This is a genomic window from Pseudomonas sp. GW704-F2, from assembly GCF_059423025.1.
In genome coordinates this window covers 33,118-51,776 of sequence record NZ_JBWKXO010000006.1, presented here as the reverse complement: position 1 = coordinate 51,776, position 18,659 = coordinate 33,118, and the positions used below count along the sequence as shown (strand labels likewise).

Genomic DNA, 18,659 nt, shown 5'->3' with positions numbered 1-18,659 from the left:
TTTATTTAAAGGCTCTCTATCGTTTTCTGATCCATACTCCTAAAATGTAACGTCATTTTTCATAAAGCCCGTTGCAGAACGGTATTTCTTACTTTTTTTAGCGAGTTCATCCGCGTGAAAATTCGTCTCTCTCTCGTCAGCCTTTTATTTGCTTTCACCGGCACCTTTGCGCACGCCGCCGAAACCACCCTGGCCCCGCGTGACACCTCAAAACTGCAAATCGCTTCCGGCAGCGCCATGCTGGTCGATCTGCAAACCAACAAAGTCATCTATTCCAGCAACCCGGACGTGATGGTGCCGATCGCTTCCGTGAGCAAGCTCATGACCGGGCTGATCGTGCTGGAAGCCAAGCAGAACATGGACGAGTACATCGACATCAACATCACCGACACGCCGGAAATGAAAGGCGTGTTCTCCCGCGTGAAAATCGGCAGCCAAATGCCGCGCAAGGAGATGTTGCTGATCGCCCTGATGTCCTCGGAAAACCGCGCCGCCGCGAGCCTGGCTCACCACTACCCGGGCGGCTACGCAGCCTTCATTGCGGCGATGAACGCCAAGGCCAAGGCGCTGGGCATGACCAGCACCCATTACGTCGAACCTACCGGCCTGTCCATCCATAACGTGTCGACCGCCAGGGACCTGAGCAAGCTGCTGGCCTACGCGCGCAAATTCCCGATGCTGAGCCAATTGAGCACCACCAAGGAAAAGACCGTGGCGTTCCGCAAGCCCAACTACACCTTGGGTTTCTCCAACACCGACCACCTGATCAACCGCGCCAACTGGGACATCAAGCTGACCAAGACCGGCTTCACCAACCAGGCCGGTCACTGCCTGGTGCTGGTGACCAGCATGGGCAACCGCCCGGTGTCGCTGGTGATCCTCGACGCCTTCGGCAAGTTCACCCACTTCGCCGACGCCAGCCGTATCCGCAACTGGGTCGAGACCGGCAAGAGCGGTTCGGTGCCGGACGTTGCGTTGCGCTACAAGGCCGACAAGAACCTGAAGAACCGCCCGAACGCGACAGAGGTTCGTCGCTGATCGGCGCAACCCCAAAACAGCCCGCCTGACCAATGCCCCGACATGCTCGGGGCATTTTTTTCGGCATAAGCCACGCAAAAACAGACCGTTGCATCGCTACCCGGCGTTGCGGATCACGCCCACGAACTGCGGCAAAATAGCGCACAGACAGGCTTTTACTTTGCGCCTGAACTGCCGCTAAATGTTCACCCCTTTCAGTCGACTTCGTTCATGGCTCGTTTCAAACGCATCAGTCCCTGGCTAGCCTGCCTGGCCATCGTGCTGAACATGCTGGCCATGCCGCTCAGCCGCGCCATGCAGACGCCGGACATGGGACTGTTGATGTGGGGCGGATTCTGCTCGGGGGGCGCCTCGCAAGCGCTGCCTCCCAACTTGAGCAAGCTGATCGACCCGCTCCAGTCGGCGCCGTCGAAATCCGCCATGAAACACAGCGATTGCTGCTGCGGTCATGCCGGACTGGCGGCGCTGCCGTCCGACTACTACAGGCATTTCCTACCGCGATACGCCCCCGACACCACCCTCGACAACCCCGAGTTGCCGACGCTGCACCCCAGAATCCGCTGGCCGAGCCTGAGCCCGCGCGCCTCCCCTACTGTTTGATCGACACCCGCGCCGCCCCATAGGCGGCGCGATCTGCTTGTCAGCCGCCCGCCTGGGCGTCCTCGAAGTGTCTTGATCATCAGGAATGGTGCGTTATGCCTGCTCGAATGACTTTGCCTCGCGCAAAGCGTGTCTCTGTGTCCCGCCCGCTATGGCCCTTGCTGTCCATCGGCCTGTTCGCCCTCAATCCGCTGTCCTCGGCGCTGGCCGAAACCGGTAAAACCGAAGACTCCACCCTCACCCTCGGCACCGTCACGGTCCAGGGCGCCAGCGCCAGCAGCGGCCCGCTGAGCACCAGCAGCGTGCTCAGCTCGGTGGACATTCTCGGCGCCGACATCCTCGAAAAAATGCCGGTCAACTACAGCTGGGAACTGTTCAGTCGCGCGCCGGGGGTTATCCTCACCGAGTTCAACCAAGGCACCACCTCCGGCAAGATTTCCTTTCGCGGCTTCAACGGCGAAGGCGAAGTCAACGCAGTGAAGTTGCTGATCGACGGCATCCCGAGCAACAGCAACGACGGCAACATGCCGTTCATGGACATGATTTTCCCCATGGAGCTGGACAGCATCGAAGTGGTGCGCGGCACCAGCGATGCGCGCTACGGCCTGAACAACATCGCCGGCAACGTCAATATGCTGACCCACACCGGCGGCGACTACACCAAGGCGCGGGTGCGCTATGGCAGTTACAACACCCAGGAAACCCAGCTGGCCAAAGGCATCGAAGGCAGCAACTGGACGCAGAACTACTTCTTCGCCTACCAGAAATCCGACGGTTACCGCGATCACGCCGAGGCGGACAAGTTTTCCATGTCCGGCAAATGGTTCTACACCCCGGACGACAACAGCTACCGCATCGGCCTGATCGCCCGTCACTACGAAACCGAGGCGCAGGAACCCGGCTACTTGAGTGAAGAGGACGCCCACCAGCACCCGACCATGACCAACAGCTACAACGCCACCGACAAAGGCACGCGGCGGATGAACCAGGTCAGCCTGCACTTCGACACCGACCTGGCCGAGACGCTGGCCTGGTCGGCAAAAACCTACGTCAACACCTTCGACGACCGGCGCTGGACGCAATACTGGCGCACCAGCGCCCAGCAGGAGCGCGACGCCTACGAAACCCAGTACGGCGCCCTCACCTCCCTGACCTGGCGCCCGCAAGTCAGCTGGCTGTACGACTTCGCCCTGGAAGGCGGCGCGGACATGCAGCAGCAGCAGAACAAGAGCGAGCGCTACCGCACCAAGGACCGCCTGCGCCTGGCCCAAACCCGCGACCAGCGATTCGACTTCGACACCTACGGCGCCTATGTCCAGGCCGAGATCAAGCCGTTCGAGTCGCTGAAAATCGTCCCGGCGTATCGCGTCGATAAGATCCAGGGCGACTTCACCAACGAAATGACCGGCATGGACTACGACATCAACGACTATGGGCTGATCAAACAACCCAAGCTCAGCGTGGTGTATTCACCGTGGGACGTCGCCAGCGTCTATGCCAACTGGGGGCGGACCTTCCAGGTCGGCACCGGCGCGGCGGCCTATAAGATTCCACCGCGGGATACCAACCTGGCGCCGTCGATCAACGACGGCTGGGAAACCGGGGTCAAGTTCACCCCGGCGGACTGGATCGACGGCCGCATCGCCTATTGGCAGCAAGAAGCCAGCGGCGAAGTCAGTCGCCGGCTCAACGACCCGAGCGGCGAGTCGGACAACGTCGGCGAAACCCGGCGCTGGGGTTACGACGCGCAAGTCAATCTGCACCCGGACGAACGCACCGAAATCTGGATGGCCTACTCCTGGCAGTACTCGAAAATCCTCCAGCCCAGCGCGACTTTGCCCAACAGCAAAGGCCAGGAAATCGACCACATCCCGCATCACCTGTACAACGCCGGCGTCAGCTACAAGGCCACGCGGGCCCTGCAGTTGACGGCGTGGATGAACGGCCAGACGAATTACTACCTGGAACGCGAGAACACCAAGGGCACTTACGGCGGCTACGTCTTGATGAACCTCGGCGCGACTTACCAGGTGACCGAATCGGTCAGTGTCGACCTGCAGTTGAAAAACCTCACCAACCGCTACTACGAATACGTCTGGTATGACCCGGACGGCGCCCAGGCCTCGCTGCACTCACCCGGCGACGGGCGCGCGCTGTACAGCGGCGTCACCGTCGACTTCTGATCGGCAGCGCCGCCGGGGCGCGATGAACGTTCAGGCCGGCAAGCGCAAAAACTGAACGTTCACTTCAAACCCGTCGTCCCGGCCTGTCGCCGGCGACGCCAGGGTCATGTGCGCCTTGACCCCATGGACGATGGTCTTGGCAATCGCCAGGCCCAACCCGCTGCCGCTGGCTTCGCTGCTGCCGCGCACGAAGCGTTCGGTCAGGCGCTGCAACACCGGCGCCGGCACGGCCGGTCCGCCGTTGACCACCCGCAGCAACGCATCGTCCGTGAGGCTGACGTCGACCGGTTGATCCGCCGCGCCGTACTTCAACGCATTCTCGATCAAGTTGCGCAGCAGGATGCCGAACGCGTCCGGGTCGATCGCGCAATACACGCTGCCCTCGCTCGGCAGTTGCAAGCGGATGCGCTGCCCACTGCTGCGGTTCCACTCATCGACCCCATGGGCCAGTAAGGGAATCAGGTCCTGGGGCGCCTCGGACAACAGCCCGCCGCCCTCGGCCTTGGCCAGTTGCATGAGTTTTTCCGACAGCCGCGCCAGTTCGCGCAAGGCGTGTTCGATCTTCGCCGCACGCACGCGCAACGGGCCTTCCGGCGCTTCCTGGCGCAAACGCTGGATCTGCGCCAGCGTCGCCGCCAATGGTGTGCGCAACTCGTGGGCGCTGTTGGCGGTGAAGCTGCGCTCGGCCTCCAAGGCCTTGCGCAAGCGCTCCAGCAGGTGGTTGACCGCGTCGGCCAACGGGTCGATTTCAGCCGGCAGCCGTGCCACGCTGATCGGCGACAAATCCCCCACACCACGCGCTTCCACGGCACGGCGATAAGCCAATACGCTGCGCAGGCTGAAGCGCACAAACAACCACGTGCCCAACAGGCTGATGGGGATCAGCGCCAATAACGGCATCAACAGGGCCAACAAGGCTTCCCGCGCCGCCTCACGGCGATGCCCCAGCGGCTCGGCGATCTCAATGAACAGCGTATCGCGCAGCGCACTCGCACCATACAGCCGGTATTTTCGGGTGGTGGAAAACCCTTCGCTCGGGTGTTCGCTGAAGATCTTCGGGTTGGCGTCATGGGACTGCATCAGAATCTGGCCCTGGGCATCGCGCACCAGGTACGTCAGGTATTCCTTGTGCATCTTCAGGGTGGCGACGTGCTGGGCAGTGCGCGGCTCTTCGCGGTTGCTGATTTCCAACACGGCCAGGGGCAGGATGCGTTGCGCAGTCTCTTCCAGGGCGCTGTCGAACGCCTCGTTCAATTCGTGTTGCACCATCAGCCAGGCGCCGACGGTCGCCCCCAGCCAGAGCAAGGTCATGCCCAGGGTCAACCCGAGGCCGAGGCGCTTTTGCAGGCTGATCGGCGACTTCATCCGGCCATCAACCGATAACCCATGCCACGCACGGTTTCCAGCAGGTCGCGCCCGAGTTTTTTGCGCAGGCGGCTGATATAGACCTCGATGGTGTTGCTCTCGATTTCCGCACCGAAGGCGTACAGGCGCTCTTCGAGCTGCGACTTCGACAGCAACGCCGTGGGGCGCTGCACGAACGCCTCGAACAGCGCCCATTCGCGCGCCGTCAGGTCGACGGTGATGCCGGCACGCTGCACGGTGCGCGCGTTCATATCGATCTGCAACTCGCCGAGTTTGATCTGCGGGTTGGGGTTGCCGCTGTAACGGCGGGCCACGGCGGCCACCCGGGCCGACAGCTCGAACAGGTCGAACGGTTTGACCAGGTAATCGTCGGCCCCGGCGTTGAGGCCGGCGATACGATCGGATATCTGGTCCTGGGCGGTGAGGATGATCACCGGGGTCACATTGCCGGCCGAACGCTGCTGGCGCAGAAAGTCCAGCCCGCGACCGTCGGGCAGCATCAGGTCCAGCAGGATCAGATCATACGGCGTGCTGCGCACGCTGTTGTTCGCATGCTCCAGGCGCTGCACCCAATCGACCGCATGGCCGTCGTCGGCAATCTGTTCGCGCACCGCCTCGCCCAGCCCAGGTGCATCCTCGACCAATAAAACCCGCATCTGGCACCTCCTGTGGTGGTTGTCGTGCCGCACCTTACCGCGCTTACCTGACGTGAATCTGAAGATTCAGCTGGTTGTCAGGAATGCCCTTTAGGGTAAGCCGCAAATGCCAATCCGGCCGGAGACAGATCATGAAATCAGCTTTTATTGTCAGCACCGCACTGCTGGGCGTCCTGCTCGGCGCAAACGCCTTGGCCGACGACGACTGCAGCGAGCCGGTCAGCGACTGGCAACCACGCGAAACCCTGCGCCAGCAAGTGGAACAGCGATACGGCTGGAGCGTGCAACGCATCAAGGTCGACGACGGCTGCTATGAACTCAGGGGCACCGACCGCAAAGGCAATGCGATCGAAGCCAGCTACGCACCCGCCTCGCTTCGTCTGCGCAAACTGGAAATCCATTTTGGCGCCAACGGCGACGCCCGGGATTACCTCAACCGCCCTGGATCGGAATGATCAGCGGTTTTTCCAAGGCTTTCAGGTTGCTGTCAGCCAGCAGGTCCAGGCTCTCGCCATAACGTTCAACCAGGACATCATCATGAAAAAGATCATTGCTGCAACCTGCCTCTCCGGCGCCATTGCCCTGCCGGGTCTGGCCCAGGCCCGCGAAGTGACCCTGACCACCCAACTCAAGGACTACAGCGGCAACGGCGCGTACCTGGCGATCTATGTCACCGACGCCAACGGCCAGTACCAGAAAACCCTCTGGGTCGCCGGCAAAAAGGCCAAGTACTACCGGCACCTGAGCGACTGGGCGCGTGGCAGCGCCATGAAGCCGAGCGAGTTTGACGGCCTCAGCGGCGCCAGTGTCGGCAGCGGCCGCAGCCTCACCGTCAGCGTGGAACTGGCCGACACCTTGATCGACGCCGGGTATCAGATCCGTATCGACAGCGCCGTGGAAGACAAGCGCGACAGCCGCGCCGACGTCAGTGTCCCGCTGACATCGGCCGGGTCGGGCAAGCCGGTCAGCGGCAGCACTTATGTCGAGTCCTTTACCTACGACCTGTAACACCTGCGACTTCTGGAGGCTGAACATGCTTCGCCAGTTCCATTCACTGCCCGGTCTGATCGCCGCCCTGTTGGTCATGATATTGGCCATCAGCGGCGCAGTGCTGTCCGTCAATCCGGCTCTGGAACGCCTGCACGGCACGTCAACCGCGGCCGGGCAGCTCAATGTCGGCCAGTTGGCGGGACGCATCGCCAACCACTTTCCGGGGGTGGAGCAGATCCAGCGCAGCGCCTCCGGAACAGTGATCATCTACTACAACCAGGACGGCCAGGCGGGTGCGCAAACCGTCGATCCACTGACCGGCCAGGGCCTCGGGCCCTATGAGCCATCCGCCGTTTCGCGCTGGGTAAAAGACCTGCACCGCTCGCTGTTCATGGGTACCACCGGGCATGGGATCGCGGGCGTCGGCGCACTCTTCATGTTGATGCTTTGCGTGTCCGGCGCGCTGTTGCTGGCGCGCCGCCTGGGTGGCCTGCGCAACCTGTTGCGGCCGCTGCGCGGCTCGTTCAGCCAGCGCTGGCACGCCGAAGTCGGGCGCCTGGCCGTGCTCGGGCTGCTGCTGTCGGCCTTGACTGGGCTGTACATGTGCGCCACGACCTTCGGTTTGATCGCCGACGGCAGTCAGGCTGAGCCGGCCTTCCCCGCGCATATCAGCGTCGGCGCGGCGCAGCCGGTGGCCAACCTGCAAGCCTTGCAGGCCATCGATCTGAACGACCTGCGCGAACTGGTTTACCCGAGCCCCGGTAACCCCGAGGACGTGTTTTCCCTGCGCACCGCCCAGGGTGATGGCTACGTGGACCCGGTCAGCGGCACGCTGTTGTCGTATCAGGCCCACGATTCAATGCACAACCTGTATCAACTGATCTATCAATTGCACACCGGCGAAGGCCTCTGGTGGCTGGGCTTGATCCTCGGGGTTAGCGCCCTCAGCGTGCCGTTGATGAGCGTGACCGGCATCCTGCTGTGGTGGCGGCGCCGCAAGGCCGCGCCGAAGATTCGCCATAACAGCCCGGCCCACACTGCCGACAGCGTGATTCTGGTAGGCAGTGAAACCAACAGCACCTGGGGTTTTGCCAATACCTTGCACGCGGCGTTGCACCGGGCCGGGCACCGGGTTCACAGCGCCGCGATGAACGATTGGAAGGGCGAGTACCGCGCTGCCCAGCGCCTGTTCATCCTCACCGCCACCCACGGCGACGGCGATGCGCCGGCCTCGGCCGCGCAGTTCCTGGCACGGCTGCAGCAAGTGGGCCTCAAACCCGGCCTGCCCTTTGCGGTACTCGGGTTTGGCGACCGGCAGTTTCCGCGATTCTGTCAGTACGCCCATCAGGTGCAGGACGCGATGGTACAAGCCGGCGGCACGCCATTGCTGGGGCTGGAAACCGTGAACCGTCAATCCTCGCAGGAATTTGCGCGCTGGGGCGATGCGTTGGCGGCGCCACTGGGCCACGAGCTGCCGCTGATCCACACGGCGCAGCGCCCGCGCAGCCGTCGTCTGGAATTGACCGAGCGCATCGTCTATGGCGAAGCCGTGAACGCACCGACCCACGTCCTGCGCTTCAAGGCCCCAGGCGCGCTACCGAGCTTCCAGGCCGGCGATCTGGTCGGCATTTTGCCGCCGGACAACCCGGTGCCGCGCTTTTACTCGCTGGCCAGTTCCTCTGAAGACGGCACGCTGGAAATCTGCGTGCGCAAACACGAAGGTGGCCTATGCTCGGGGTTCCTGCATGAGCTGAAGATCGGCGGGTCGGTCGAAGCGTTCATCCAGCCCAATCCGCAATTTCGTCCGGCGTCGGGCGCGCACCCGGTGATTCTGATCGGTGCCGGCACCGGTATCGGGCCCCTGGCCGGTTTTATTCGTCATAACACCGCCAAACACCCGATGCACCTGTATTGGGGCGGACGCAACCCGGCTTCGGATTTTCTCTATGAACCGGAGCTCAAGCGTTACCTGGCCGACCGCCGCCTGACCGCATTGTGCGCGGCGTTCTCCCAGGTTCAGGAGCGCAGCTATGTGCAAGACCGGTTGCTCGGCGATGCCCTGGCGTTGCGCGCCCTGATCGAAAACGGCGCCCAAGTGCTGGTGTGCGGCAGCCGCGAGATGGCCAAAGGCGTGATGCAAGCGCTGGATAACGTGTTAGCCCCGCTCCACCTGAGTGTGCTGGCCCTGAAAGCACAAGGACGCTACCGTGAAGATGTCTACTGAGCCCCAACGCTACAGCCTGAACGGAGAGACCATGGGCACGCGCTATACCGCCGTGTTCTATGCCGAGGCCGGCGTCGACACCGACGCGATCAACCGCGGCCTGGCGCAGGCCGTGGGCCGGGTGGACCAGCAGATGTCCACCTGGAAGGCCGATTCCGACCTCAACCGCCTCAACGCCGGCCCCGAGCAAACATGGTTGCCGGTGCCCCAGGAACTGGCGACGGTGTTGGCCGCCGCGTTGCGGGTCAGCCAGCAATCCGGCGGGGCTTTCGACATCGCCGTCGGTGATCTGGTGGACGCCTGGGGCTTCGGTCCCGGCGCACCCTCAGTCACCGAACAGACCATCGACGCCCTGCCGTCACGCAGCGGTCTGTCGGCCACTGCGGCGTTGACGGTGGACACGCAACGCCACCAAGTGCGCAAACGCGCGCCGCTGCACCTCAACCTCAACGGGATCGCCAAAGGCTTTGGCGTCGACGAACTGGCGCGCTGCCTGGACGGCTTCGGGCTGACCCGCTACCTGGTCGGCATCGATGGCGAAATGCGTGCCCGCGGCGTCAAGCCGGATGCTCAACCGTGGGTCGTGGCCATTGAAAAACCAAGCCGTGGCCAGCGTGAAGTGATGGGGGTCATGGAACTCAGCGACGCCGCCATCGCCACCTCCGGCGACTACCGACACTGGATTGACGTGAAAGACCGACACTATGCTCACACCATGAACCCGGCCACCGGCGCCCCGCTGTGCAATACCGTCGCCGCCGTCACGGTGGTGGCCGCCTCGTGCATGCTCGCCGATGCCTGGGCCACGGCGTTGATGGTGCTGGGCGAAATCGAAGGCCCACGCCTGGCGCAGGCACGCGGGATGGACGCGCTGTTCGTGCTGCGCGAGGGTGAACAACTCAAAGAAATATCGATTGTCGGCGGTATTCTGCAGGCGCAGATTGAAAGCCGTCCGCCCCAACCCCGTCCACGAACGTGAGTCCCGCACACCGATGAAATTCATGCACCGGCACACCGAATCCCACCGCAGTGACCGTATCGGCTGGCTGCGCGCCGCGGTCCTGGGCGCCAATGACGGCATCGTCTCCACCGCCAGCCTGTTGATCGGTGTCGCCGCCGCCAACGCCAGCCACGCCTCGCTGATCGTCACCGGCATGGCCGGGCTGGTGGCGGGGGCGATGTCGATGGCGGCCGGCGAATACGTTTCGGTGCATTCCCAGGCCGATACCGAGCACGCCGATCTGGCACGGGAACGAGCGGAACTGGCGAGTAACCCGAAAGCGGAGCATAGCGAGCTTGCCAACATCTACATGCAGCGTGGCGTATCACCCGAATTGGCTCATCAGGTCGCCGACCAATTGATGGCGCACGACGCCTTGGGGGCTCACGCCCGGGACGAGCTGGGCATCAGCGAAGCCCTCGCCGCCAAACCGCTGCAAGCGGCGCTGGCCTCGGCGGCGAGTTTCGTGGTCGGTGCCGCGTTGCCGCTGGCGGTGACGCTCATCGCGCCAGAGCACAGCGTGGTGCCGTGGATCTGCGGCATGTCCCTGCTGTTTCTTGCCAGCCTTGGCGCCGTGGCGGCCAGGGCCGGCGGGGCGAAAGTCTTCGTCGGCGCCTGGCGCGTAACCCTGTGGGGCGTGCTGGCCATGGGCATTACGGCCAGCGTCGGGGCATTGTTCGGCGCTGTGGTGTAGCGCGAAAACACACCGCGCTCCAACGTGGCGGGCGCGGTGTGTCTTACTTTCTTTCGGCCAATACCTTGAGTGCCTGCGCCGCAGCCTGCTCTTGCCCGGCCTGCGCGGTGGCATTGGCCGCTTCGCGCCAGCGCTGCGTGTCCACATTGGCCGGCAACTGGCTCGGGCGCTGGGTGAGGATTGCCCAGTGACCGGCGCTGCTCCACTTCGACTCAAAGTCACTGAAGCTCATCAACAGCCGCCGATCCATGCCTGAGCGCAGCAGCACCGTGCTTTTCTGCTGGTTGAAACCCACCACGACCACGTAGTGCGTGCTGGACAACAGGCCGCCGCCGATCCTCGCCATCACCGGGTAACCCGCGCTCACCTGCGCCAGCACCGAGGTGAGCTTGGCGTCGAGCGGATACACCATCAACCCGTATTCACGGGCCAGCACCTGCATGTTGCGCTCCAGGTTCGCTTCGTCGCCCGGCAAGTGCAGCGGCTTATCCAGCAACCCCGGTGTCATGACAATGCCTTGTTGCGACAGCATGCTGGCTAACGCCGTGGGACCGCTTTGATAAGCGTCGCTGCGAAACGTCGGCACGCCATTGAGCTCGACACGCTCCGGCAGGCCCGGCAGTTTCGACGGCTGCCCGGAACAGGCCGCGAGCCCCAGGGTGCAGGCCAGCAGCAAGGAGGTTGTAACGTTGGACCGTAACCGCAATTTTCTACCCTCTTGATCAACTGCCGGTAAGGGCCCTGATCATAGGACGCTCTTCCGCTCGGGTATAGCCTTGAACCGCAGTAAAACGCCCGGGATAGAGCAAAGAAGTTGGATCGACACGACCATTGGTCAATAGCAGGCAACCGTCATCTGACTAGACTGTCCATTGAGAAGACTGTGTGTGCGCCCTGCTGGGCGAAAGGAGGCCAGAATGAGCCTTGCAACGACGATTGTCCTGTTGATCTGCGGTTGGCTCGCGGTGGCTGCCGCCATGTTGTGGGGGGTGTTGCGCATTACCCGTCGGCACCATCACCCCCACGTCAAACCGGCTGCATCCGCCAAGCCGCACAAGACGGCGGTGCATCACGCCTAGCCAGGCATGCAATTGAAGTCCTGCGTTGCCGCGACTTCCTTACCGTGACCATCCAGGAGCGATGCGCGCACGGTGGTGCCCAGGCTGGATTCGATCAGGGTGTAGTGCTCACCCGCCTTGAAGTCTTTGTACTCCACGCGGCCCTGGCAGTCCTGCTGGTTTTCGTCGCCCGGCTCTTCCTCGAACAACGTCACATCCAAACGATGGGCTCCCGGCGGCACTTCGAAAAAGCGCCCGTCATCCACGCGTTTGCCGTCGACGCGCTCGGCCATCAGGTCATTCGGCGCTTCTTCTTTCAATCCGATCCAGGCTTCGCTGGGGTCGGCTTTGGGCATCGGGCCGGCGCAGGCCGACAGTAACAACACAGCGCTCAAGGCGGGAATCAGCAATAAAGGTTTGAGTGACATGGCAGAACTCCAAAGAATTTCAGTTAAAAGACGCATCGCATCCGATGGGTCACAAGCTTGGAGAGCCGCCCTTTGTAGAACAAATGAATACACATGAAACGATCTTCAGCCCATACCTAAATCTTCCTTCACCTGGCTGAAAGGTGCGTGTTAGGTGGGTCGGGCAAGACTGCCGGGGTTTGCAATCCTGCTCCCTCGGAGGTTCACGCATGCTCGGGCTGGTAAAGACCGCACTGCAAAAGCCGTACACGTTTATCGTGTTGGCCATATTCATCTGCATCATCGGGCCGATGGCGGCCCTGCGAACCCCCACCGATGTATTCCCCGATATCGGCATCCCCGTCGTTGCAGTGGTCTGGCAGTACAACGGCCTGTCGCCGGACGCCATGGCCGGGCGGGTGATCTACACCTACGAACGCTCCCTGAGTACCACCGTCAACGACATCGAACACATCGAATCGCAATCCCTGCCGGGCATGGGCATCGTCAAGATCTTCTTCCAGCCCGGCGTCGACATCCGCACCGCCAACGCCCAGGTGACAGCGGTGTCACAAACCGTGCTCAAGCAAATGCCCCCCGGCATCACGCCGCCGCTGATCCTCAATTACAGCGCATCGACGGTGCCGATCCTGCAAATGGCGTTCTCCAGCCCGACACTGTCGGAAGCCAAGATCCGCGACCTGGTGCAGAACAATATCCGCCTGCCCCTCAGCGCCCTGCCCGGCCTGGCCATGCCCACGCCCATGGGTGGCAAGCAGCGGCAGATCACCCTCGACCTCGACCCGCAGGCGCTGGCCGCCAAAGGCTTGTCGGCGCAGGACGTGGGCAATGCCCTGGCGTTGCAGAACCAGATCATCCCGGTGGGCACCGCCAAGCTCGGCCCCAACGAATACACGATCCTGCTCAACAACAGCCCCAAGGCCATCGATGAACTCAACGACCTGCCGATCAAGACCGTCGACGGCGCGCTGATCACCATCGGCCAGGTGGCCCACGTGCGTGACGGTTCGCCGCCGCAGACCAACATCGTGCGTGTCGACGGCCATCGCGCGGTGCTGATGCCAGCGCTGAAAAACGGCAGCATCTCCACCCTGTCGATCATCGACGGCATCCGCCAGATGCTGCCGCGCATCAACGAAACCCTGCCGCCGTCGCTGAAGACCTCATTGCTCGGCGATGCGTCGGTGTTCGTCAAACAATCGGTGGGCAGCGTGGCCCAGGAAGGCATCATCGCCGCGCTGCTGACCAGCGCGATGATCCTGCTGTTCCTCGGCAGCTGGCGCTCGACGCTGATCATCGCCGCCTCGATCCCCCTGGCGGTGCTGTCGGCCATCGCGCTGCTGGCGGTCAGCGGGCAAACCCTCAACGTGATGACCCTCGGCGGGCTGGCGTTGGCCGTAGGGATTCTGGTGGACGACGCCACGGTGACCATCGAAAACATCAACTGGCACCTGGAACAGGGCAAGGCGGTGAAGGCTGCGATCCTCGACGGCGCCGCGCAGATCGTCGGCCCGGCGTTCGTCTCGCTGCTGTGCATCTGCATCGTGTTCGTGCCGATGTTCTTGCTGCAAGGCATCGCCGGGTACCTGTTCCGGCCGATGGCCCTGGCGGTGATCTTCGCCATGGCCAGCTCGTTCATCCTCTCGCGCACCCTGGTGCCGACATTGGCGATGTACCTGCTCAAGCCGCACGCGCCGGAACCGGGCACCGGCCACCACCCAGAAGATGCGTTCATCAACCACCACGAAGGCGAGCAGCACACCAAACCACGCAATGCCGTGCTGCAGTCGGTGCTGAATTTCCAGCAGGGTTTCGAGCGGCACTTCTCGAACATCCGCGACACCTACCATGGCCTGCTGACGTTGGCCCTGGGCAATCGCAAGCGCTTCATCGTCGGCTTTTTAGCCTGTGTGCTCGCCTCGTTTTTGCTGCTGCCCAGCCTGGGCCAGGATTTCTTCCCGGCCACCGACGCCGGGGCGCTGGCGCTGCATGTGCGTTTGCCGCTGGGTACGCGGATCGAGGAAAGCGCTGCGGCGTTCGACCGGATCGAGGCGCGGATACGCGAAGTGATCCCGGCCGACGAACTCGACACCATCGTCGACAATATCGGCATTCCGCTGAGCGGTATCGACATGGCCTACAGCAGCAGCGGCACCATCGGCCCGCAGGACGGCGATATCCAGGTCAGCCTGAAACAACACCACGCGCCCACCGCCGACTACGTGAAAAAACTGCGTGAGGCGTTGCCGCAAAGTTTCCCTGGCAGCCACTTTGCGTTCCTGCCGGCGGACATCAGCAGCCAGATCCTCAACTTCGGCGCGCCGGCGCCGCTGGACGTGAAAATCTCCGGGCGCAGCGATGCCGAAAACCGCGCCTACGCCGTGGAACTGGAACGCCGTCTGCAACACGTACCGGGCATCGCCGACCTGCGCATCCAGCAGTCCACCGGCTACCCGTCGCTGCAAGTGAATGTCGACCGCCTGCGCGCCAACGGCCTGGGCATCACCGAGCGCGATGTGACCAACAGCATGGTCGCGTCGCTGGCCGGCAGCTCGCAAACCGCACCGACGTTCTGGCTCAACCCGGCCAACGGCGTGTCCTATTCCATCGTCGCCGCCACCCCGCAATACCGCCTCGACAGCCTGCCGGCGCTGGAAGCGCTGCCGGTGACCGGTGCCGATGGCCAATCGCAAATCCTCGGCGGCGTGGCCAGCATCTCCCGCGTGCAAAGCCCGGCGGTGGTGACCCACTACAACATCGAGCCGACCCTGGACCTCTACGCCAACGTGCAAGGCCGCGACCTCGGTGGCGTGGCCCGCGACGTGCAAAAAGTGCTGGACGACACCGCGTCCATGCGCCCCAAAGGCGCGACGATCAGCCTGCACGGGCAGATCGATGCGCTGCATGAAGCCTTCAGCGGTTTGAGCGTCGGCCTGCTCGGCGCGGTGGTGCTGATCTACCTGCTGATCGTGGTCAACTTCCAGTCGTGGGTCGACCCGTTCGTGATCATCACCGCGTTGCCGGCGGCATTGGCGGGGATCGTGTGGATGCTGTTCCTCAGCGGCACGTCGTTGTCGGTGCCGGCGTTGACCGGGGCCATCCTGTGCATGGGCGTGGCCACCGCCAACTCGATCCTGGTGGTGAGCTTCTGCCGGGAACGCCTGGCCGAACATGGCGATGCGGTCAAGGCCGCACTGGAAGCCGGCTACACGCGCTTTCGTCCGGTGTGCATGACCGCCCTGGCGATGATCATCGGCATGCTGCCGCTGGCCTTGTCCGAGGAGCAGAACGCGCCGCTCGGCCGCGCCGTGATCGGTGGTCTGATCCTCGCCACCACCGCCACCCTGTTATTTGTTCCCGTGGTCTTCAGCCTGGTCCACGGTCGTCAGCCTACTCGCGCAACTGTTGGAGAAACGCCCCATGTCGTCTGATCACAAACCCTCGCGCAAGCGTCTGATGCTCATGGGTGTCGGCGGCCTGACCCTGGCCGCCCTGCTGGTCGCCAACGGCCTGTACGCCCGCACAATGCACGAACGCGCCGTCACCGCCTGGACCGAAACCGCCGCCGTGCCGCAGGTGATGGTGTTCCAGCCGCTGCAGAACGTGGCCGGTGACACCCTGCGCCTGCCCGCTCACCTTGAAGCCTGGAGCAAGGCGCCGATCCATGCGCGGGTCAGCGGCTACTTGAAGGACTGGAAAGTCGACATCGGCAGCCAGGTCAAAGCCGGGCAAATCCTCGCCGAAATCGACAGCCCCGATCTCGATCAACAACTGGCGCAGACCCATGCGCGCCTGGTGCAGCAACAGGCCAATGCGCGGCTGGCCGCCACCACCGCGACACGTTGGCAAAACCTGCTGGCCAGCCATTCGGTGTCGCGCCAGGAGGCCGATGAAAAAACCTCCAACGCCGCAGCGGCCAAAGCCAACGCCGAAGCCGCCGCTGCCGATTACGCACGCTTATCGGCGCTGGAAAGCTACAAGACCATCCGCGCGCCGTTCGCTGGCACCATCACCGCGCGCAACACCGACATCGGCCAGTTGATCAAGGCCGATACCGACAGCGACCCGGAGCTGTTCAACATCGCCGACACCCACCAGTTGCGCCTCTACGTACCGGTGCCGCAGAACTACGCGGCCGTCATCCACCCCGGGCTTGAAGCCGAGCTGAGTGTTCCCGAGCACCCCGGCGAACACTTCAAGGCACACCTGATCGGCGACTCCACCGCCATCGACCGCCGCTCCGGCACCCTGCTCGCGCAGTTTGTCGCCGACAACCCCAACGGCGAGTTGCTGCCGGGCGATTACGCCGAAGCGACCCTGCCGATTCCGGCAGACACCCATGGCGTGAGCATCCCGGCCAGCGCGCTGATCTTCCGTGCCCAAGGCACTCAGGTCGCGGTGCTGGATGCGCAAAACCACATACACCTGCAGGCCATCCATATCGGCCTGGACCTGGGCGAACGCCTGGTGATCGACCAGGGCCTGAAACCCGCCGACCGCGTGGTCGACAACCCGCCCGACGCCCTGCGCGAAGGCGACCCCGTGCAACTGGCCGACGCCTCCGGAGGTGCCCATGCGCCCAAGGCTTAAACCACTTGCTGCGGTGATGCTGCTGGCGTTGCAAGGTTGCTCGCTGGCGCCGACCTACAACGTGCCGGCGATCGACCTGCCGGCCAACTATCGCGAACAGACCAGCGATGGCCCCTGGCACAGCGCGCAGCCGTCCGACCAACTGGCGCCGCAGTGGTGGACGCTCTACCGCGAACCGCGCCTGGATCAGTTGCAACAGCAATTGCTCAAGGCCAACCCGGACCTGGCGGCAGCGCTGGCGCACTTCGATGCATCCCAGGCGTATGCCAGCCAATTGCATGCCGGGCTGTTCCCGCAAATCACCGCCAGCGCACAACCGCTGCGTCAGCGCCAATCCGACTTGCGTCCGCTGCGCGGCACCACGCAGCCGTCGGTTTACAACAGCAACACGGCGGGGTTTTCGTTGAGCTACGACTTGGACCTGTGGGGCAAAATCCGCAACCAGGTGGCGGCGGGGGATGCGCAGGCGCAAGCGTCGGGCGACGATCTGGCGGTGGCGCGTTTGAGCTTGCAGCATCAGTTGGCGACCTTGTACGTGCAGCTCAATGGGTTGGATGCGCAAAGTCGGATTCTCAACAGCTCGCTGGAGGATTTCAGCCAGGCCCTGCAACTGACCCGCAGCCGCTACGAGGGCCAGATTGCTTCGGAACTGGACCTGACCCGCGCGCAAAACCAGCTCGCCCAAGCCAAGGCGCAACTGGATGAAGTGCGCGGGCAACGCAACCTCACCGAGCATGCCATCGGTGAACTGGTTGGCGTGGCGGCCAGCGACTTCACACTGCCGGCGAGCCAACAACTGATCGCCCTGCCGGGGATTCCGTCGCAACTGCCGAGCCACCTGCTGCAACGTCGCCCGGACATTGCGGCGGCAGAGCGCCGAGTGTTTGCGGCCAACGCAAATATCGGCGTGGCCAAGGCCGCGTGGTACCCGGACTTCAGTCTGACCGGGTTGATTGGCGGGCAGACCCAAGGCGTGGGGAATTTACTGTCGGCGGGCAATCGGTATTGGGCGCTGGGGCCGCTGATGAACTTGCCGATCTTCGATGGCGGTCGCTTGAGCGCCAACGAACGCCAGGCCAAGGCCGAGTTCGAACAAGCCTCGGCACAGTACCGCAGCCAGGTACTGAAAGCCGTGCGCGAGGTCGAAGACAACCTGGCACAGCTAAGGGATTTGCAGCAGGAGGCGCAGGATGAACAAGCCGCGGCAGATGCGGCGCAGCATACGCAAGCGTTGGCGATGAACAGCTACCAGGCCGGCGCGGTGAGCTATCTGGATGTAGTGACCGCGCAGACAGCGGCGTTACAGGCACAGCGGACCTTGCAGGCGGTGCAGACACGGCAGTTGCAGGCGAGTGTGGGACTGGTCACCGCGCTGGGCGGCGGCTGGCAACCTGGCGCCTGACGCTTTTTTTGTGCAAACCAGCTCAAAGGTGGGAGCTGGTTTGCCTTTGATGAGGCTGGATCAGCCAAACATCATCGACTGATCCAGCGCACATTCAGTCTTCCGGCCGACTGTTGAGAAACACGGTCACTGCTGTGTAATCACTGTCATTGGCGTGTCGGTACGCGGTATTGCTGTGATAGCGGCGGCGTCAGTTCCGGCCTCATCGGGGGCAAGCCCCCTCCCACACTGGTCCGGCGCTAGACACACAATGCATGAACACCGCAGAGCCCATGTGGGAGGATTCAAGCCCATCCCACACTGGTCCGGCGCTAGACACACAATGCATGAACACCGCAGATCCCATGTGGGAGGATTCAAGCCAACCCCACACTGATCCTGCGCCAGACACGCAATGTATGAACACCGCAGATCCCATGTGGGAGGATTCA

At 63.3% G+C, this 18,659-nt stretch carries 16 protein-coding genes; 12 read left to right on the top strand and 4 right to left on the bottom strand.

Annotation, left to right across the window (positions count from 1 at the left end):
• The first annotated feature begins 114 nt into the window (after positions 1-114).
• The 3 genes from pbpG to AC07W0_RS06890 all read left to right on the top strand — a co-directional run bounded on the left by pbpG (position 115) and on the right by AC07W0_RS06890 (position 3,821).
• Entirely contained in the window at positions 115-1,038 is a 924-nt protein-coding gene (pbpG, locus tag AC07W0_RS06900; RefSeq protein ID WP_102617269.1) for a D-alanyl-D-alanine endopeptidase, read from the top strand.
• Between the two features lie 210 nt (positions 1,039-1,248).
• The gene (locus AC07W0_RS06895) at positions 1,249-1,638 is read left to right on the top strand and encodes a DUF2946 domain-containing protein (RefSeq protein ID WP_102617270.1); all 390 of its coding nucleotides are present in this window, start codon (positions 1,249-1,251) and stop codon (positions 1,636-1,638) included.
• A gap of 95 nt (positions 1,639-1,733) precedes the next feature.
• A complete protein-coding gene (locus AC07W0_RS06890) occupies positions 1,734-3,821 on the top strand; it encodes a TonB-dependent receptor (RefSeq protein WP_102617271.1) in 2,088 nt (695 codons plus the stop codon).
• 30 nt (positions 3,822-3,851) lie between these two features.
• Here the strand turns inward: AC07W0_RS06890 and AC07W0_RS06885 are convergent, their stop codons facing one another.
• Positions 3,852-5,186, bottom strand: coding sequence for a sensor histidine kinase (locus AC07W0_RS06885; RefSeq protein WP_102617272.1), 1,335 nt, complete (start codon positions 5,184-5,186; stop codon positions 3,852-3,854).
• Positions 5,183-5,842 (bottom strand): response regulator transcription factor, encoded by a 660-nt coding sequence (locus AC07W0_RS06880; protein WP_017848219.1) that lies wholly within the window; start codon positions 5,840-5,842, stop codon positions 5,183-5,185. The genes AC07W0_RS06885 and AC07W0_RS06880 overlap by 4 nt, the downstream gene beginning before the upstream one ends.
• Before the next feature lie 131 nt (positions 5,843-5,973).
• On the opposite strand from AC07W0_RS06880, the gene AC07W0_RS06875 reads away from it, so the two are divergent.
• From AC07W0_RS06875 to AC07W0_RS06855, 5 genes are all read left to right on the top strand, one after another.
• Positions 5,974-6,297: a PepSY domain-containing protein gene (locus tag AC07W0_RS06875; protein ID WP_102617273.1), complete on the top strand. Its 324-nt coding sequence runs from the start codon at positions 5,974-5,976 to the stop codon at positions 6,295-6,297.
• Between the two features lie 82 nt (positions 6,298-6,379).
• Positions 6,380-6,850 (top strand): DUF2271 domain-containing protein, encoded by a 471-nt coding sequence (locus AC07W0_RS06870; protein WP_102617274.1) that lies wholly within the window; start codon positions 6,380-6,382, stop codon positions 6,848-6,850.
• 25 nt (positions 6,851-6,875) lie between these two features.
• Positions 6,876-9,056, top strand: a complete 2,181-nt coding sequence (locus AC07W0_RS06865; RefSeq protein WP_102617275.1) for a PepSY domain-containing protein — start codon at positions 6,876-6,878, stop codon at positions 9,054-9,056.
• Positions 9,046-10,035 carry an FAD:protein FMN transferase gene (locus tag AC07W0_RS06860; RefSeq protein ID WP_017848223.1) on the top strand — a complete coding sequence of 330 codons (990 nt, stop codon included), beginning with the start codon at positions 9,046-9,048 and terminating at the stop codon, positions 10,033-10,035. Before AC07W0_RS06865 ends, AC07W0_RS06860 begins: the two co-directional genes overlap by 11 nt.
• 13 nt (positions 10,036-10,048) lie before the next feature.
• The gene (locus AC07W0_RS06855; RefSeq protein WP_046485620.1) at positions 10,049-10,750 is read left to right on the top strand and encodes a VIT1/CCC1 transporter family protein; all 702 of its coding nucleotides are present in this window, start codon (positions 10,049-10,051) and stop codon (positions 10,748-10,750) included.
• A gap of 43 nt (positions 10,751-10,793) precedes the next feature.
• Here the strand turns inward: AC07W0_RS06855 and AC07W0_RS06850 are convergent, their stop codons facing one another.
• The gene (locus AC07W0_RS06850) at positions 10,794-11,456 is read right to left on the bottom strand and encodes a C39 family peptidase (RefSeq protein WP_046382837.1); all 663 of its coding nucleotides are present in this window, start codon (positions 11,454-11,456) and stop codon (positions 10,794-10,796) included.
• 211 nt (positions 11,457-11,667) lie between these two features.
• Between AC07W0_RS06850 and AC07W0_RS06845 the strand changes: the two genes are divergently transcribed.
• Positions 11,668-11,829: a hypothetical protein gene (locus AC07W0_RS06845; RefSeq protein ID WP_167331319.1), complete on the top strand. Its 162-nt coding sequence runs from the start codon at positions 11,668-11,670 to the stop codon at positions 11,827-11,829.
• Here the strand turns inward: AC07W0_RS06845 and AC07W0_RS06840 are convergent.
• A complete protein-coding gene (locus AC07W0_RS06840; protein WP_017848227.1) occupies positions 11,826-12,236 on the bottom strand; it encodes a PA0061/PA0062 family lipoprotein in 411 nt (136 codons plus the stop codon). The genes AC07W0_RS06845 and AC07W0_RS06840 overlap by 4 nt on opposite strands.
• A 209-nt stretch (positions 12,237-12,445) precedes the next feature.
• Between AC07W0_RS06840 and AC07W0_RS06835 the strand changes: the two genes are divergently transcribed.
• From AC07W0_RS06835 to AC07W0_RS06825, 3 genes are read left to right on the top strand one after another with little or no spacing between them, the layout of a single operon-like run.
• Positions 12,446-15,667, top strand: coding sequence for an efflux RND transporter permease subunit (locus AC07W0_RS06835; RefSeq protein ID WP_102617276.1), 3,222 nt, complete (start codon positions 12,446-12,448; stop codon positions 15,665-15,667).
• The gene (locus AC07W0_RS06830; RefSeq protein WP_017848229.1) at positions 15,657-16,826 is read left to right on the top strand and encodes an efflux RND transporter periplasmic adaptor subunit; all 1,170 of its coding nucleotides are present in this window, start codon (positions 15,657-15,659) and stop codon (positions 16,824-16,826) included. The genes AC07W0_RS06835 and AC07W0_RS06830 overlap by 11 nt, the downstream gene beginning before the upstream one ends.
• Entirely contained in the window at positions 16,810-18,228 is a 1,419-nt protein-coding gene (locus tag AC07W0_RS06825; RefSeq protein ID WP_102617277.1) for an efflux transporter outer membrane subunit, read from the top strand. The genes AC07W0_RS06830 and AC07W0_RS06825 overlap by 17 nt, the downstream gene beginning before the upstream one ends.
• The last annotated feature ends 431 nt before the right edge of the window (positions 18,229-18,659 follow it).

What these genes read in the sequence shown, in the direction of transcription:
- AC07W0_RS06880 (WP_017848219.1), bottom strand. Translation starts at nt 5,842, where the DNA reads ATGCGGGTTTTATTGGTCGAGGATGCACCTGGGCTGGGCGAGGCGGTG.
- AC07W0_RS06830 (WP_017848229.1), top strand. Translation starts at nt 15,657, where the DNA reads ATGTCGTCTGATCACAAACCCTCGCGCAAGCGTCTGATGCTCATGGGT.
- AC07W0_RS06835 (WP_102617276.1), top strand. Translation starts at nt 12,446, where the DNA reads ATGCTCGGGCTGGTAAAGACCGCACTGCAAAAGCCGTACACGTTTATC.
- AC07W0_RS06885 (WP_102617272.1), bottom strand. Translation starts at nt 5,186, where the DNA reads ATGAAGTCGCCGATCAGCCTGCAAAAGCGCCTCGGCCTCGGGTTGACC.
- AC07W0_RS06895 (WP_102617270.1), top strand. Translation starts at nt 1,249, where the DNA reads ATGGCTCGTTTCAAACGCATCAGTCCCTGGCTAGCCTGCCTGGCCATC.
- AC07W0_RS06870 (WP_102617274.1), top strand. Translation starts at nt 6,380, where the DNA reads ATGAAAAAGATCATTGCTGCAACCTGCCTCTCCGGCGCCATTGCCCTG.
- AC07W0_RS06825 (WP_102617277.1), top strand. Translation starts at nt 16,810, where the DNA reads ATGCGCCCAAGGCTTAAACCACTTGCTGCGGTGATGCTGCTGGCGTTG.
- AC07W0_RS06840 (WP_017848227.1), bottom strand. Translation starts at nt 12,236, where the DNA reads ATGTCACTCAAACCTTTATTGCTGATTCCCGCCTTGAGCGCTGTGTTG.
- AC07W0_RS06875 (WP_102617273.1), top strand. Translation starts at nt 5,974, where the DNA reads ATGAAATCAGCTTTTATTGTCAGCACCGCACTGCTGGGCGTCCTGCTC.
- AC07W0_RS06855 (WP_046485620.1), top strand. Translation starts at nt 10,049, where the DNA reads ATGAAATTCATGCACCGGCACACCGAATCCCACCGCAGTGACCGTATC.
- AC07W0_RS06860 (WP_017848223.1), top strand. Translation starts at nt 9,046, where the DNA reads ATGTCTACTGAGCCCCAACGCTACAGCCTGAACGGAGAGACCATGGGC.
- AC07W0_RS06890 (WP_102617271.1), top strand. Translation starts at nt 1,734, where the DNA reads ATGCCTGCTCGAATGACTTTGCCTCGCGCAAAGCGTGTCTCTGTGTCC.
- AC07W0_RS06865 (WP_102617275.1), top strand. Translation starts at nt 6,876, where the DNA reads ATGCTTCGCCAGTTCCATTCACTGCCCGGTCTGATCGCCGCCCTGTTG.
- AC07W0_RS06845 (WP_167331319.1), top strand. Translation starts at nt 11,668, where the DNA reads ATGAGCCTTGCAACGACGATTGTCCTGTTGATCTGCGGTTGGCTCGCG.